We start from the raw sequence: 15441 nt of genomic DNA on the forward strand, positions 1-15441 counted from the left end.
CCTCGAAAGTAGGCAGCCATCATGATCGTCATCGGGATCATCCTGCTGATCATCGGATTCCTGACCGGCATCTCCATCCTGTGGACCATCGGGATCATCGTCCTGGTCATCGGGCTGGTGCTCATGTTGATGGGCCGCATGGGACGGCCCGTCGGCGGACGCAAGCACTACTTCTGACCCGGCCGGGCATTCACGCCTCCTGCCGGTAATCGGCCAGATGCCGATCCGGGACTGAAAGAGCGTGCGCTCTTCGCCTTGCCTGCCTTTCGTGGTCCGACGAGGGGACTTTCGTGATGTCTACGTCCTGGGAGATCAAACACCGGCTGGGCGACGCGCTCAACGATCACGACCTGCGCCGAATACTCGAGTGCTACAGCCCGGACGCGGTCCTCGTCACCCCGGTGGGGGTGGCGGAAGGACACGATCAGATCGAGTGGTGCTACGAGCGGTTCTTCAAGGGCTTCCCCGACCTGCATTACACGCCCTGGCTGGAGGTCGACTGCGACGATCCCGCCGTCACCGAATGGACGATCACCGGAACTCATACGGGACCCTTCCTGCTGCATGACGGGACCGAGTTGGAGGGGACCGGCCGACGGATCACACTCCGCGCGTCATGTGACGTCCACGTCGAGAACGACAAGATCGTCACGCATCAGCATTACTGGGACCAGTTGGAGCTCTACGGCCAACTCGGCTTCGGCTTGGTGCAGCTGCCTTCGCCTGCCGTATAGCGGCGACGCTCGCGGCACTGACCGCGGTTCGCGCACAGCACACCCTTCGTCGCATCGCGCGGCGCGGCGTCACCTGCCGGGGCTACACATTGCCGGGGGCGAGCCAGGTGCCGATACTGCTCAGCGCGCCCTCACCGCTGCTGATCTCGACCTGTTCGGCGAGGTCGGCGATGCTCACGGAGCTCAGCGCGGCCCGCCGCGCCGACTCGGCCGTGGCCATCGCGCGGGCGACCGGGCAAGGCGTGGTGCAGGATTCGGCAGGAGTCGCGAAGGGGCCGCGCTGGCGGATCTCCGTGCAGACGAAGGCCGGATCGGGCCCGTCGACGGCTTCGACGACATCGAGCAGCGTGATCGACGCCGGGGAGCGGGTCAGCACGTAGCCGCCCGACTTCCCCTGCACCGAGTGCACGAGGCCCGCTCGCGAGAGCGCCTGAAGCTGTTTGGCCAGGTAGGTGGGCGACACATCGTGCAACTCTGCCAGCCGGGCGGCCGGCACCGGCTCTGCCACGGACGTGAGCACGACGCAGCAGTGCAGCGCCCACTCCACACCCCCAGACATCTTCACCCTGTCACCTTAGCCGCGATCCTCTTACTCGGACATTAATTGTCCGAGTATATTGAGCGGCGGAAGAGACAAGTTCGATCTTGTTTGAGAGGCTCATCATGAAGATCGCAGTTATCGGCGGGACCGGCCTGATCGGCTCGCAGGTCGTAAGGAATCTCACCGCGGCCGGGCACGAGGCCGTGCCGCACTCGCTGTCCACGGGCGTGAACGTCATCACCGGCGACGGCGTGGACGACGCGGTGGCGGGCGCGGATGTCGTCGTCAACCTCACCAATTCCCCGACCTTCGACGACGCCTCGCCCGCCTTCTTCCAGACCTCGATGGACAACCTCATGACCGCGAGCGCGAAGGCCGGCGTCGGGCACTTCGTCATCCTCTCCATCGTCGGCGTCGACCAGGTGCCCGACCTCGTCTACTACCGGGCGAAGGTGCTGCAGGAGAACGTGCTGCGGGCCGGAACGATCCCGTTCTCGATCGTGCGCGTCACCCAGTTCATGGAGTTCATCGACGCGGCCATGTCCTGGACCTCCGATGAAAAGAGCGTGCGCCTGCCGCGTACGCCGATTCAGCCGATCGCCGCCGCGGACGTCGCCGTCGCAGTCTCGAAGGTCGCCGCGGGCGCCCCCCTGAACGGCATCCGCAACATCGCCGGCCCCGAGGTCTTCACCCTCGACGACCTCGGCAGGATCACGCTCAAGGCCAAGGGCGACAGCCGATCCGTCGTCCCCGACGACACGGCGGGCATGTTCGCGGCGGTCCCGGGCGACGTCATCATCGCTCCGGCCGACGCCGACATCGCCCCCACCCGATACGCCGACTGGCTCGCGACCACCTGAACCGACCCCCGGCGGCGGGCCGTCCGCACCGAGATCACGGCGGGAGGCCTGCGGGCCGAAGTCGAGGCAGAGCGGGGTGCAGGGGGCCGGTGACCGGCCCGAGCAGAGGCCGTATTGTGGGTGTTGGTCCCCTTCTCGGTGGACTAGGACCGGCGGGCGGCCTCCGCTCTCAGGTCACCTTCGCCAGTGCCGATTTCGTCCATCCAGCAGGGGCTGGAGGCGGCGATGAGACGGTTGAGCACGATGTTGTTCGTGGCGCTCGTCAGCGTCGGGATCATCGTTATGGTCATCTTCGCGCGCGATGTGCTCGCCTGGGAGAGCTGCGGGCAGGACACCGGTACGGCAGTGGCGGACGTCGAGATGTATGGAGCCCCGTCCCCCGCCCAATGTTCCACCGCCAAGACCGAGCCCACAGGCTCCCAGACCGGCTACGTCATCATCACGCAGGCCGCGGCGATCAACTCGAATACGTCCGAACACGCACCTCATCGGTAGGCCTGCAGCCACCCGCACATTCCCAGGCGGGGCGCCGGAACGGGCCGGCGGACACCGGCGTGCCGGAGGTGGTCGAGGTCTCCCCTCCGCAGCAGGTCGAGATGGTCGCCGGTGGCCGCCGACGCGGCCGCGGCCCCCTCGCGCCAGACGTCGGTCCAGTGGTCCAGGGCGGGGCGGACCAGATCGGCCGCCCGGCGGTAGAAGTCGTCGAGCGCGCCCGTCCGACCGGCCGTCACCTCGTCACGCAGCCGGGCGAAGCCCGCCAGGGCGAGGTCCCTACGCTCTCTGACCGCCTGCTCCCGCTCCTGAAGGGCGACCTCGGCGCCGGGAAGGACGGCGGCTCGCGCGTAGGCGGCCGGGTCGGCGAGGAGTTCGGGGGGGAACGGGAAGACCGCGTCACCGGCCTCCGGCAGGCCGCTGTTCTGCATGACGACGACAATGCGCAGCCGGCCGTCCGCGTTGACCAGCCGGTGGAGGGTGCCGGGGGTGAACGACACCGTCGTTCCCGGCTCCAGCGGGGTCTCCATGAACCCGGCCGGCGTGAGGGTCTGCACGGAGCCGGTGCCGCTCGTCACGACGTACGCCTCCGCGCAGGCCAGGTGGACGTGGGGCGTGCCCCCGGCGAGGCCGTCCTCGGCCGGCCAGTCATAGACCGTGAGGTGCGACAGCCCGACGGCGCCGGGCAGGGAGGTCACCACGGATTCTCCTTCAGGTGGCGCTCCACTCTGTCTCTGTCCCAGGACCCGGTCGCCACCACCAGGCGATATCGCCAGGTCATGCTCTCCCCCCGGGCCAGCTCGAACTCCTCATGGAACGCCCACGACGGGTTGACGGCCGCGAACGGGGCGCTGCGCACGAACCAGGTGGCCCGGCATTCCGGGGCCACGTGGAACACCAGTGTCGAGGACCGGTCGACCTCGTCATGGCGGCCCACGAACGCCAGCCACGGCGCGCCGACACCCATCATCGACTCGCCGCTCAGCTCCCCCGGGCCGATGATCTCGCCATCGGTGAACGAGCGCGGGCCTCGCCAGAACAGTCCGCTGTATCCGGCCAGGGGCCTGCCGTGGGTGGTGGGGCTGCCGAACCGCAGGGGTTGCTCTCGCCGTCCGGTCAGGGTGGTCCGCCACTCCAGCTCCCACGAGCCGGCTGCGGCGTCGACCCGGCCGGCGATGACCTCGCGCGACTCGTCCAGCCACTCCTCCCCCTGGAAGCTGACCCAGGTCAGCCGTTCCGACAGGCGGGCCCGGTCGGCATCGGCGTCCACGTGGTCGAACCTCTCGTGCCGGATGCGGCCGTTGTTGTCGAGTTGCACGTATCCGCGCCGCTCGTCCACGTAGGTGCCGCCGCCCCAGAAGTTGTCGCCGGACACGTGCGAGCCGGTCATCTGCAGGCCCTTGTGCCACCGGTGGTCGTGCGGGCGGTAGCCGGAGACGACGTCGCCGGCGAGGGTGCGGAGGGGATGGACATAGGGCTTGGGCGACTCGGTCGGCTCCGGGTCGGGCCGGTAGATGTAGCGCAGCAACTCGGTGCCGTCCGCGGAGACGCTGACGGATTCGCCATGGGCATGGGTCAGCTTCAGCATGCCGTCAGCCCCACATCGATCGGTAGAAGGGGTCCGACGGGTCGATGCCGCCCCGTCTGACGGGCACGCCGGTCACGCCGGACTTGTAGAGCGCGGTGAGGAACTCCACCGTCCGCCGCGCGTCCTCGGCCGTGTCCTCCGGCTGCAACCCGTCGCGCAACCGCGCGACCGTGCGGGCCAGGTGGGTGTCATGTGAGGCGGGTTCGTCCGTCGGCGGGGCCCACAGGTCGTCCTGCCCGGGCGCCGGCGCGAACGTCCAGTCGGCGTTGCTGTACTGGTAGAGGTGCTCCAGCCGCACGGTGCCCCGCTGACAGTCCAGCCGCAGGCTGCTGGTCTGGGCAGGCGAGAGCACGCTGCTCACCAGGCCGGCCAGCGCGCCGGAGGCGAACCGGACGTGGGCGATCGAGACGTCCTCCGTCTCCAGCGGCCGATCGAGGGTGGCGAGCACGGCTCACCTCCTCCCAGTCGGGCAGCAGCCAGAGCAGCAGGTCGATCGCGTGGATGCCCTGGGTGGTGGTGGCACCGCCGATCTCGGTGTCCCGGCGGCCGCGCCAGGGCACGGCATAGTAGTCCGGGCCGCGGTACCAGAGCGTGTGACACAGGGCCAGCAGCGACCTGCCGAGCGAGCCCGCGGCGAGGAGATCACGTAAGTGGCGGGCGGCGGAGCCGCTGCGCCACTGGAAGACCGGCACGCACCAGCCGGCGCTCCTGCGCTCGGCGGCCAGGATCGCGTCATGCTCGGCGAGCGAGGCGCACAGCGGCTTCTCGCAGTAGACGGAGGCGCCGGCGTCGAGACACTCGACGGCGATCGCCGCGTGCGTGGCCGAGGGGGTGGCCACCAGCACCAGATCGGGCGTTTCCTTGTCGAGCATCGTTGTCAGGTCGGCGTGGACGCGCGGCACCCGGTGCTCGGCGGCGAAGCGGGCGGCCTGGTGACCGTCGATGTCGGTGACGGCCACCAGCTCGACGGCGCCGGCCAGCGCGCGCACCGCCGGCAGATGGGCGCTGCGCGCGATGCCGCCCACGCCCACGAGGACGGCGCGAAGGGGATCTGCCATTGGGGGTCCCGTCTCTGTCGACCAGTACGACCTCGATTAACTTTAGCGCTTAAGTAAAATGGGAACAAGATATTGACATGTCTTCTTCGTTTCGTAATCGTGTCATCTGCAAGAAGCAGGCTCCTCTGTTACGCGCTTCGGTAACTGCCACCCTGCCAGATGCGACGATGCCGTCTGGAAATGGAAATCGCTCGGGGGGAATCCGGCCGGCTCCCGGTGGTCCCCCGATGTCGCGTGCTGAACTGAAGGGTTTCAGCTCGTGTTATCCAAACTGCTGACGGCATTCCTCCTGCTGGCCGTGCCGCCGCTGGTCGCCGCGCCCGCGAGCGCCGACCCGCCCGCCGTGGCCTCGGGCGGCTACACCTACGACCAACCCCCCAACGCCGGAGGCGCCCCCGACATCGGACAGGCCGGGCTGCAGCCGTTCGGTCAAGGCGTACTGGCGGACGCGTCTGTCGCCACCCGGGCGGAATGGGTCGGCAGCGCCGCGACCGCCTACAAGGAGGTCTCGATCGTCATCGACCTGCGCCGGGACTACCCCGTGGACCACATCTCGATCGTCAGCAACGCGCCCAACCGCTATTACGGCATCAAGTCGATCTCGGTGCGCACCCGCGCCGAGGCCGACCCCGACTACACCTCGATCCAGTCTCAGGACTGGTACGGCACGGCCAACCCGCTGCCGGCCGACGAACCGCTGAACCACACCCTCGACGTCGATCTGGGCGATCGCACCGCTCGCATGATCATCATTAAGATCACCCGGTTGCACCAGTATCAGCACATGGTGCTGAACGAGATCTCGATCCACCCGGGAGCCGGCGAGCCGGGGCAGTCCCCCGCACCGCCGCTGACCGCCGACCAGTTGCGTGCGGAGATCACCGAACCCGTCAAGCAGATCCCCCGCCCCGGCATGGTCGACCTCGGCAACTACCTCGCCGACACCACGCCGGACGACGGCGTGCCCGACAACGCGGGTGGGGCCGTGCCGTTCCCGTACGGGGCGCTGTTCGACCGCGGCGTGACGAGCGGCGCCGGGTGGCGCGGCAGTGCGACCGCCCCCAAGACGGTGTCGCTGGTCTTCGACCTGCTCGCGGATCATCCGCTCGACGACATCACCATCTTCAGCAACGCGCCGAACCAGTACTGGGGCTTCGACGAGATCACCGTCACCTACCGGGCCGAGGCCGACACCACCTACCGGATCGCCACGAAGGGAGTGCGCGCGCGGACCGACCTCGCCTATCAACTGGCGGTCCCGATGGCCGGCAAGCAGGCACGCTTCGTCCGCATCCAGCTCAGCCGAACCAACCAGTTCCTGCACATCCCGCTGTCAGAGGTTCAGTTCACCCTGGGCGCCGGGCAGGTCGGGCAGAACCCGGCGCCGCCGCTCGATGAGAGCGCCCTGCGCCAGGAGTTGACCCGTCCCACCAGGCTGGCCGACCAGTACGGCCAGTACCTCTACCAGGACTGGCCGGGAAAGGTGACCTCGGACGACCAACTGCGCACCGAGGCCCGGCAGGAGTGGGACCGTCTGAAGACGGTCACCCTCGACACGTCGGAACACGACAAGTACGGCGGGGTGAAAGCCCTGGGGAAGCAGCAGGCCAACGGGTTCTTCCAGCTCAAGAAGATCGACGGCAGATGGTGGTTCGTCACCCCTGCCGGCTACCCGTTCCTGCTCAAGGGCGTCGACTCGGTCTCGCAGGACGAGTGGGGGTACGGCACGCTCCACAAGGAGCCCGACGGAAGCCCGCGGGAGGTGTTCGAGTCGCTGCCCGACCCGGTCGCCTACAAGGACGCCTACTCCACCACCGACCGCGGTGAGGTGGTGAGCTTCGTCAAGGCCAACCTCATGCGCAAGTACGGGCACGACTGGCAGGACGACTGGCGCAGGCACACCGCCAAGCGGCTGATCGACTGGGGCTTCAACGGGCTGGCCAAGTGGGCCCGTGACCCGCGGTTGCGCATGCCGTACATCGACCAGGTGCCGGCCCCGCCGGACGTCGTCAAGGTGCTGTGGGCGATCGACCCGTTCGACCCCGGGTTCGGGGCCAAGCTGGACACCCAGATCGCCTCACTCGGCGTCGCGGCGCGCAGCACCGACCCATGGCTCATCGGCTACTTCTTCGACAACGAGCGCGGCTGGGACTCCAATGTCGTCAAGGAGGTCCTGCTGAAGGACGGCACGCTCCCCGCCAAGCGGGCCTTCGTGACCTACATGGCCGACGCGCACGGGCAGGACCTGGCGCAGGTGAACTCCATCCTGGGCACGGACGCCCCCTCGTTCGAGGCGCTGGCCGATGTGGCGATCGACGTGGCCAGGCTGCCGGCCGAGGACATGACCGCGTTCATCCGCCTGGCGTCCAAGACGTACTACACGGCCATTCGCGAGTCCATCGGCAAGGCCGACCCCAACCACCTGTTCCTGGGCTCGGCCCTGGTGCCCACCTGGCACGCCGGCTTCGACTGGATCGTCGGCGGCATCGACCAGGTGGACGCGGTGTCGCTGGACGTGTACAGCGACACCGCGGACTACCTGGCACCGTACGAGACCCTCGACAAGCCGGTGCTCAACCTGGAGTACTCCTTCAGCACCGACGACCGGGGCCTGCGGGCGATCAACGCCGCGACCCGCGCGCAGAGCATCGCCGAGCGCGGCGACAAGTACCGGTCGTTCGTCGAGACCGAGGCCGCCAGCCCGGTCTTCGTCGGCTCCGGCTGGTTCGTCTACTACGACCAGGCGGTCACCGGACGGCCCGGTGACGGCGAGAACTACGACTTCGGCCTGCTCAACCAGCAGGACCAGCCCTACACCGAGATGACCGACATCATGCGCGACACCAACCTCACGCTGGAGGCGGTGCACAGGAACGGAACCGGCGATCTCACCGCGGAGATGGTGGCGGCCTCCATCACCCGGCTGTCGCCGGTCAAGAAGCACGCCTCCGTGGTGTCGCTGCCACGGACGCCGCAGGCGTTCTCACTGGAGATCGCCTCCTCCTCCCGGCCCGACGTGGTCGCGCCGGACGGGACCGTACGGCTCCCCGCCGGAAAGACCACGGTCACACTCACCCTGAGGATCACCAGGATGAGCGACGGCAGCACGGCGTCGACCATCCCACTGAAGCTGACGGTGCCCAAGGCGCCACGGAAATAGGCCGAAGGGGCGGCGCCGCGTCGGCGGCGCCGCCCCTTCGCACACCCGGTGTCAGGCGAGCGGGCCCGTGCTTCCCCTCGTGGTGAGCCGGGCCGGCTCGGTCTCGACGTCGGGGAGCACCTCACCATGGAGGAGCGCGAGCAGGTGGCGGGCCGCGGCCGCGCCCAGCGCGGGCACATCGCGCCGCACCGCGGTGAGCGCGGGCCGCACCACCTGCGCCAGTTGCGAGTCGTCCCACGCCACGAGAGACAGGTCGTCCGGCACGCGCAGACGCATCTCCTGCGCGACCGACAGACCCGCGACCGCCATGATGTCGTTGTCGTAGATGATCGCGGTCGGCCGGCTGGGAGAGCTGAGCAGGCGGCGTGTGGCGCGCCTGCCGTCCTCTCCGGTGTAGTCGGTGTGCAGCGTGACGCATTCCGGCAGGCCAAGGCGGGCACAGGCTTCGGCGAAGGCCTCCTCCCGCACCCGGGTGTGCACCAGATGCGGCAGCCCCGCCACATGACCGAACCTGCGGTGGCCCAGCGCGGCGAGGTATTCCACGGTCTCGTGCACCGGCGCGCTCTCGTCGGAGAGCACCGACGGCAGCGACCCGGTGCAGCCGGGCGATCCGCCGATCACCACGGCCGGCATGCCGAGCGCCTCCAGCACCGGCAGGCGCCGGTCGGAGACGTGCACCTCCACCAGGATCGCGCCGTCGATCCGGCCCTCCGCCCACCAGCGGCGGAAGACCTCGATCTCGGCGTCCTGGTCATCGGCCATCTGCAGCATCAGCGCGTACGAGTGCGGCTTCAGCGCCATCTCGATCCCGCTGAACAGTTCCATGAAGAACGGCTCGGCGCCCAGGACGCTCGGCGGCCGGGACAGGACCAGGCCCACCGCGTTGGCGCTGGCACCGGTGAGGGCGCGGGCCGCGGCGCTGGGCCGCCAGCCCAACTCCTCGGCGACCTTCATCACCCGCGCCCGCGTGGCGTCCGACACCCCGGGACGGCCGTTGAGCGCGTAGGACACGGCGCCCTGGGAGACCCCCACTCGCCGGGCGATGTCCGCGATGGTCGGCCGCTTCACGCTCGTACCCTACCCGCCGAGGGCGAGGCGAACGTGGCCATGAGAAAGGCGGCGAGTTCGCCGGGAGCCCGCCGTACGAAGTGGTTCACGCTGTCTATCCCTTGAGTCCGGTGAAACTGATCCCGCGGACGATGTGGCGCTGGAAGACCAGGAAGAGCACGAGCGGCGGAATGATCGCGACGAGCATTCCGGCGATCACCGTGTTCTGCTCCGCGGTTTCGGCCAGCCGCGGGAGCGCGACGGCGAGCGGTTGCGCGTCGGCGTCGGAGATGGCGACCATCGGCCACAGGAAGTCCTTCCACCCTTCCATCACCGCCAGCAGCGACACCACGGCCAGAATCGGCCGGGACATCGGCATGACGATCTGCCAGAACAACCGGATCGGCCCCGCCCCGTCGACCTGAGCGGCCTGGTACAGCTCTCTGGGCAGGGCGTCGAAGAACTGCTTCATGATCAGCACATTGAAGGCGTGCGCCCCCGCGGGGAGCCACACCGCCCACGGGCTGTTCACCAGCGACAGGTCCAGCACGGTCAGGTACAGGGCCACCAGTGACACGGAGCCGGGCACGAACAGGGTCGCCAGCACCGCGCCGTAGACCAGCCGGCCGAAGCGGGGCCGAAGGACCGAGAGCGCGAACGCCCCCGCGGCGGCGACGAACAACTGGACGAACCACGAGCCGCCGACCAGGACGACGGTGTTGAGCAGATAGTGGCCGACCCGCAGATCCGTCCAGGCGGTGGACAGGTTCCCCCACTCCACCGACGACGGCCACAGCCGCAACGGATCGCGCAACAGGTCCTGGGTGGGAGACAGCGCCCCCTTGGCGGTCCACAGGATCGGCCCCAGGCCGACCAGCAGGGTGGCCAGCAGCAGGATCCCCTGGATCAGGCGCAGAGGCCGGCGCACCCAGGGCCGCCGCCGGTCGATGTCGGAGACGATGCCACGGCCGCGGTCGTCGCTCATGTGCGGCTCCATTTCCTGGTGAGGCGCAGATAGACGGCGGAGATCACACCGAGGGCGAGGGCCAGCAGCACACCGAGCGCGGCGGCCGTGCCGTAGTCGCCGTTGATGAACGCGTACCGGTAGATCAGCAGCAGAATCGTCACCGTGGAGTCCTCAGGGCCTCCGTCGGTGAGCACGAAGGGCTCGGTGAAGACCCGGAAGGTGCCGATGATCTGCAACAGCAACATGATCAGCAACACTCCGCGCAACTGCGGCAGGGTCACGTGCCAGACGCGCCGCCAGATCGAGGCGCCGTCGATCTCCGCCGCCTCGTACAACTCGCCGGGCACCGAGGTCAGCGCGGCCAGGTAGATCAGCACGGTGGAACCCGAGGCGGCCCAGGTGGCCTCCAGCACCAGGCTGGGCATGGCGGTCGCGGTGTCCTGCAGCCACGGGAAGGGGCCCAGCCCGAACACGCCGAGGACCTGGTTGAACATGCCGAAGTCCGGGTCGTAGAACCACTTCCACATGAGCACCGCCACCACGGGCGGGATCGCCACCGGCAGGTAGACCAGCACGCGGAACAGGCCGCTGAACCTGCGCAGTTCCGACATCACCACGGACAGCAGGATCGGCAGCGGAAACCCGAAGACCAGCGCCAGCAGCACGAACCAGACCGTGTTGCGGACCGTGGTCCACAACAACGGGTCGGCCAGCAGGTTGCTGAAATTGTCCAGCCCGACCCATGTGGGCGGGTCCACCAGATTGGTGTACTGGACGCTCAACACCAGACTGCGCAGGATCGGCCACCAGGCGAAGCAGCCGAAGACCAGGACCATGGGCAGCAGGAACAGCCACCCCGCGAGGCGCGGGCGGCGCCGATGGCGGAGTGGCCGGTCAGCGGCCGGCCGCGAGGCAGGGGCGGCCAGCCCCACGTGTGGCCGCACCTGCCTCGCGCGCCGGAGCGATGTCGTCATCAGCGACACGCTCGCCTTCCGGTCGCCGCCGAGCCTCGACTCCCGGTCATCGCTCGGCTCTGTTCAGCGCGGCGGTGGCCTTCTCCTCGGCCTTGCCCAGTTCCGCGGCGGGGTCGGCGTCCTTGCGCGTCAGGATGGCCTGCTGCACGGTGTCGAGCGCCGCGTACATGTCCTGGCCCGCGACGGCCGGCTCGGTGACGAACTCCTGCGCGGCGACGCCGTCCTCGTACGGCTTGAAGTTGTCCACCGGCACGTTGGCGTGCTTGCGCTCGGCGGCCAGGACCGGGGCCGCGACCGTCGAGCCGTACGGCGACACGTAGGGGAACCCGATCGGCACCTGGTCCGCCGCCTTGGCCGCGGCCACGCTCTCCGCGAAGGCCGGGTCGTATTTCGGCTTGAGGTAGTAGAAGTCGATCCACTTCACCGCCGCGGCGCGCTGAGTCGCGGTGGCCTTGGGGCTGACCACCGCGATCTGCCCGCCGAGCAGGGTGGCGGGGGTGCCTCCCGACGGGAGGGCGGCCATGCCGAACACGTCGGGAGTGCCACCGAACTGGGTGGCGAACTCGGTGTAGGAGCTCGGGGTGGCGATCATCATGGCCACCTTGCCCGCCGCGAAGTCCTTCGCGAGGTCGCCCGCGTTGCGCAGGTGCTGGGTGCCCATCGAGTCGTCCTGCCACCGCATCGCCTTGAGCAGGTCGAGGACGTTGCGGGATTGCGGGGTGTCGAGCGTCGCGACGGTCTTGCCTCCGCTGTCCTGCTGCAGGCGCCCGCCGAAGGTGTAGCCCATGGCGGTGAAGATCCAGCCTCCGGTGTTGTTCGTGGTCGGGACGGCGAAGCCCGGCACCCCCGTCTTCCCCTGGATCGCCTTCGCCGCCGTACGGACCTCGTCCCAGGTCGTCGGTGGTTTGGCCGGATCGAGGCCCGCCTTGCCGAACAGGTCCCGGTTGTAGGCCAGGCCGAGGGCGAACTCGCTGGTGGGCAGGCCGAAGATGTGGCCGGCCTGGTCGGTGGCGGGGGCGAGGGCACGCTTGTCGAACTCGGTGGCGTGCGGAAGCTTGCCGACCTCGGTGGTGATGTCGGCGATCTGACGCCGCTTGGCCAGCCCGGCGGGCTCGGTGAGCGGGACCCGGAAGACCGTCTCCAACTGGCCACCGGCCAGACGGGTGGCGAAGGTCTTGGGGTCCCACACGGACTCGTGCGGCTCAACCTTGATGTCCGGGTTGGCCTTCTCGAACGCCGCCACCTGGTCGAGGAACTGCTGGCGTACGTTCTGCTGGGTCGTGGGCGGCAGGTCGCCGATGGTGATCAGTGTCTTGCCGCCGGAACCGGACTCGGATGAGCCGGACGAACCGGACGAGCAGCCGGCGACCGCCGCGACGATGAGCGCGGCGGCGAACAGGCCCGGCATCTGGACTCGCATGAGAGCTCCGTTCAGGGGGTGGGACCTTCTTTTGCGTGGCCGTCACTATGGGTTAACAAACTGCCATTTGTCAATGGGGTTCATGAAGCGCATCAGTAGTGGCCACCTGTCAGTCATGCAGGCTATTGACGAGGATTAATGCTGGTCGTACGGTCATATCACTTACGCGCTTAAGTATCACTTCGGAGACATTGGGAGATCATGTGAGCCCGTACCGCCCGTTGGACCGCGGCTGGACTGCGAGCACCGCCTCGACCGAGCCGCCCATCGAGGGGGTGCCCGCCACCGTCCCCGGCTCCGTGCACACCGACCTGCTCGCGGCCGGTCTCATCGACGATCCCTATCTGGACGACAACGAGAGCGGGCTGGCCTGGATCGGCCGCGCGCGGTGGCGGTACGCCACCGAGTTCACGATGTCCCCGGCCGACGACGGCTGCGACCGGGCTGACCTGGTGTTCGAGGGCCTGGACACGGTCGCGACGGTGTCGGTCAACGAGATCGAGGTCGGGACCGTGGCCAACATGCACAGGACCTACCGCTTTCCGGTGCGCGAGTTGCTCCGTGACGGCCGCAACACCCTGACCGTGCACTTCGAGTCGCCCTACCGCTACGCGGAGGACCGGAGGGCCGAGCTCGGTGAGCGTCCCGGCCCGTATCCGGAGCCCTACCAGTTCATCCGCAAGATGGCCTGCAACTTCGGCTGGGACTGGGGCCCCACGCTCGTCACCGCCGGCATCTGGCGGCCCGTCGGCCTGCACACCTGGAACACCGCCCGGCTCGCCCAGGTCCGTCCCGAGGTCACTCTGAACGGCGACGACGGCCTGGTACGGGTCCACGTCATGGTGGAGCGGGCCGCCGACATCCCGCTCACGCTGACCGCCGCGGTCGCCGGAACCTCCGTGCGGGTGCCGCTGGCGCCGGGCGAGTGCGAGACCGTGCTTGAGCTGCGGGTGCGAGAGCCCGCCCGGTGGTGGCCGCGCGGGTACGGCGCGCAGGCCCTGCACCAGCTCACCGTGGTGCTCGAGGAGACCGGCGAGACCTGGCGGCGCAGGGTGGGCTTCCGCTCGATCCGGCTGGACACGACTCCGGACGCGGACGGGTCGGCCTTCACCCTCGTCGTCAACGACGTGCCGGTGTTCGTGCGCGGCGCCAACTGGATCCCCGACGACTGCTTTCCCGCCCGGATCAGCCGTGAGCGCCTGGCCGAGCGCTTCGCCCAGGCATGCGACGCCCAGGTGAACCTGCTGCGCGTGTGGGGCGGCGGGCTGTACGAGAGCGACGACTTCTACGACCTGGCCGACGAGCAGGGCCTCCTGGTCTTCCAGGACTTCACGTTCGCCTGCGCCGCCTACCCGGAGGAGGAACCGCTCTACTCCGAAGTGGCGGCCGAGGCCCGCGAGCAGGTGGTGCGTCTGGCGCCGCACCCCAGCCTGGCGCTGTGGATCGGCAACAACGAGAACTTCATGGGCTACGCCGACTGGGGCTGGCGGGAGCCGCTCGCGGGTCGCACCTGGGGCGAGGCCTACTACCTGGACGTGCTCCCCCGCGTCGTCGCGGAGCTGGACCCGACGAGACCGTACTGGCCGGGCACGCCGTACTCCGGGGACACCGGCCGCCATCCCAACGCTCCCGAGCAGGGCACCGTGCACATCTGGGACGTCTGGAACGACCTCGACTACACCCACTACGCGAACTGGCGGCCGCGCTTCGTCGCCGAGTTCGGATTCCAGGGCCCGCCGGCCTATGCCACCCTGCGCCGCTCGGTGACAGGGGGCCCGCTCACCGCCGACTCCTCGCACCAGAAGGCGGACGACGGCCAGGGCAAGCTCCTGCGCGGGATGGCCGGCCACCTGCCGCCTCCCGCGACGTTCGACGACTGGCATTACTACAGCCAGCTCAACCAGGCCAGGGCGGTGACCTTCGGTGTCGAGAGGTTCCGCGCGCTCATGCCGTACTGCATGGGCACGATCGTCTGGCAGCTCAACGACTGCTGGCCGGTCACCTCCTGGTCCGCCATCGACGGGGACGGGCGCCGCAAGCCCCTCTGGTACGCGCTGCGCCGCGCCTACGCCGACCGCCTGCTGACCGTGCAGGGCGGCGACCTCGTCGCGATCAATGACAGCGCGGACCCGTGGTCGGGCGAGCTGAGCCTGGTCCGGCACGGTCTCACCGGCGAGCCGCTGGCCAAGGATTCGGTGCGGGTCCTCGTGCCGCCCCGGAGCGTGGCCCGGATTCCGATGGCGCGCCCCGTGGCCACCCCCGCCGACCCGGCGGCGGAGCTGCTGGTGGCCGGCCTGGGCGACGCGCGAACGGTCCACTTCTTCGCCGAGGACACCGCGGTCGCCTTTCCCTCCGCCGACTTCGACGCCGAGGCGCGGCCGGTGGCGGACGGCTACCTCGTCACCGTCACCGCCAGGACGATCCTGCGCGACCTCGCGCTCTTCCCGGACCGGCTCGATCCGGACGCCACCGTGGACGACATGATGATCACGCTGTTGCCCGGTGAGCGAACGGTGTTCCGCGTCCGCAGCTCCCGGGACCTCGATCCCGGCGCGCTCACGTGCCCTCCGGTGCTGCGCTGCGTCAACGACACGAAGTAG

The 15441-nt window shown here is 69.2% G+C and carries 15 protein-coding genes; 6 read left to right on the plus strand and 9 right to left on the minus strand.

The genetic code is table 11. From position 1 onward, the window contains the following. Positions 1 to 21 precede the first annotated feature (21 nt). A complete protein-coding gene (locus tag Pmi06nite_RS26165; protein ID WP_203955778.1) occupies positions 22 to 177 on the plus strand; it encodes a DUF6131 family protein in 156 nt (51 codons plus the stop codon). Between the two features lie 116 nt (positions 178 to 293). Next, positions 294 to 734 carry an ester cyclase gene (locus tag Pmi06nite_RS26170; protein WP_203955909.1) on the plus strand — a complete coding sequence of 147 codons (441 nt, stop codon included), beginning with the start codon at positions 294 to 296 and terminating at the stop codon, positions 732 to 734. A gap of 82 nt (positions 735 to 816) precedes the next feature. On the opposite strand, the gene Pmi06nite_RS26175 is transcribed toward Pmi06nite_RS26170, so the two are convergent. Then, on the minus strand, positions 817 to 1293 hold the full coding sequence (locus tag Pmi06nite_RS26175; protein ID WP_203955910.1) for an RrF2 family transcriptional regulator: 477 nt from the start codon (positions 1291 to 1293) through the stop codon (positions 817 to 819). A 104-nt stretch (positions 1294 to 1397) separates the two neighbouring features. Here Pmi06nite_RS26175 and Pmi06nite_RS26180 point away from each other — a divergent pair, with 104 nt between their 5' ends. Together Pmi06nite_RS26180 and Pmi06nite_RS26185 are read left to right on the plus strand one after the other, a co-directional pair. Then, a complete protein-coding gene (locus tag Pmi06nite_RS26180; protein ID WP_203955779.1) occupies positions 1398 to 2135 on the plus strand; it encodes an SDR family oxidoreductase in 738 nt (245 codons plus the stop codon). A gap of 186 nt (positions 2136 to 2321) precedes the next feature. Then, positions 2322 to 2630 carry a hypothetical protein gene (locus Pmi06nite_RS26185; RefSeq protein WP_203955780.1) on the plus strand — a complete coding sequence of 103 codons (309 nt, stop codon included), beginning with the start codon at positions 2322 to 2324 and terminating at the stop codon, positions 2628 to 2630. Here the strand turns inward: Pmi06nite_RS26185 and Pmi06nite_RS26190 are convergent. Genes Pmi06nite_RS26190 through Pmi06nite_RS26205 form a run of 4 tightly spaced genes read right to left on the minus strand, consistent with a single transcriptional unit; the run spans position 2621 to position 5273 of the window. Further along, positions 2621 to 3328, minus strand: coding sequence for a cupin domain-containing protein (locus tag Pmi06nite_RS26190; protein ID WP_203955781.1), 708 nt, complete (start codon positions 3326 to 3328; stop codon positions 2621 to 2623). The genes Pmi06nite_RS26185 and Pmi06nite_RS26190 overlap by 10 nt on opposite strands. After that, positions 3322 to 4215, minus strand: a complete 894-nt coding sequence (locus Pmi06nite_RS26195; protein ID WP_203955782.1) for a DUF6807 domain-containing protein — start codon at positions 4213 to 4215, stop codon at positions 3322 to 3324. The genes Pmi06nite_RS26190 and Pmi06nite_RS26195 overlap by 7 nt, the downstream gene beginning before the upstream one ends. A gap of 4 nt (positions 4216 to 4219) precedes the next feature. Further along, positions 4220 to 4375: a hypothetical protein gene (locus tag Pmi06nite_RS26200; protein WP_203955783.1), complete on the minus strand. Its 156-nt coding sequence runs from the start codon at positions 4373 to 4375 to the stop codon at positions 4220 to 4222. Between the two features lie 28 nt (positions 4376 to 4403). Beyond that, entirely contained in the window at positions 4404 to 5273 is an 870-nt protein-coding gene (locus Pmi06nite_RS26205; protein ID WP_203955784.1) for a Gfo/Idh/MocA family protein, read from the minus strand. Positions 5274 to 5532: 259 nt separating this feature from the next. On the opposite strand from Pmi06nite_RS26205, the gene Pmi06nite_RS26210 reads away from it, so the two are divergent. After that, positions 5533 to 8433 carry a hypothetical protein gene (locus Pmi06nite_RS26210; RefSeq protein ID WP_203955785.1) on the plus strand — a complete coding sequence of 967 codons (2901 nt, stop codon included), beginning with the start codon at positions 5533 to 5535 and terminating at the stop codon, positions 8431 to 8433. 51 nt (positions 8434 to 8484) lie between these two features. Here Pmi06nite_RS26210 and Pmi06nite_RS26215 read toward each other — a convergent pair whose 3' ends face one another. The 4 genes from Pmi06nite_RS26215 to Pmi06nite_RS26230 all read right to left on the minus strand — a co-directional run bounded on the left by Pmi06nite_RS26215 (position 8485) and on the right by Pmi06nite_RS26230 (position 12841). Beyond that, a complete protein-coding gene (locus Pmi06nite_RS26215) occupies positions 8485 to 9501 on the minus strand; it encodes a LacI family DNA-binding transcriptional regulator (RefSeq protein ID WP_203955786.1) in 1017 nt (338 codons plus the stop codon). Positions 9502 to 9595: 94 nt separating this feature from the next. Further along, positions 9596 to 10465 carry a carbohydrate ABC transporter permease gene (locus Pmi06nite_RS26220; protein ID WP_239114214.1) on the minus strand — a complete coding sequence of 290 codons (870 nt, stop codon included), beginning with the start codon at positions 10463 to 10465 and terminating at the stop codon, positions 9596 to 9598. Continuing rightward, positions 10462 to 11421: a carbohydrate ABC transporter permease gene (locus Pmi06nite_RS26225; protein WP_203955787.1), complete on the minus strand. Its 960-nt coding sequence runs from the start codon at positions 11419 to 11421 to the stop codon at positions 10462 to 10464. The genes Pmi06nite_RS26220 and Pmi06nite_RS26225 overlap by 4 nt, the downstream gene beginning before the upstream one ends. A gap of 46 nt (positions 11422 to 11467) precedes the next feature. After that, positions 11468 to 12841 (minus strand): ABC transporter substrate-binding protein, encoded by a 1374-nt coding sequence (locus tag Pmi06nite_RS26230; RefSeq protein ID WP_203955788.1) that lies wholly within the window; start codon positions 12839 to 12841, stop codon positions 11468 to 11470. Between the two features lie 203 nt (positions 12842 to 13044). Here Pmi06nite_RS26230 and Pmi06nite_RS26235 point away from each other — a divergent pair, with 203 nt between their 5' ends. Continuing rightward, positions 13045 to 15441 (plus strand): glycoside hydrolase family 2 protein, encoded by a 2397-nt coding sequence (locus Pmi06nite_RS26235; RefSeq protein ID WP_203955789.1) that lies wholly within the window; start codon positions 13045 to 13047, stop codon positions 15439 to 15441.

The sequence above is a fragment of the Planotetraspora mira genome (assembly GCF_016863275.1).
GTDB lineage: Bacteria > Actinomycetota > Actinomycetes > Streptosporangiales > Streptosporangiaceae > Planotetraspora > Planotetraspora mira.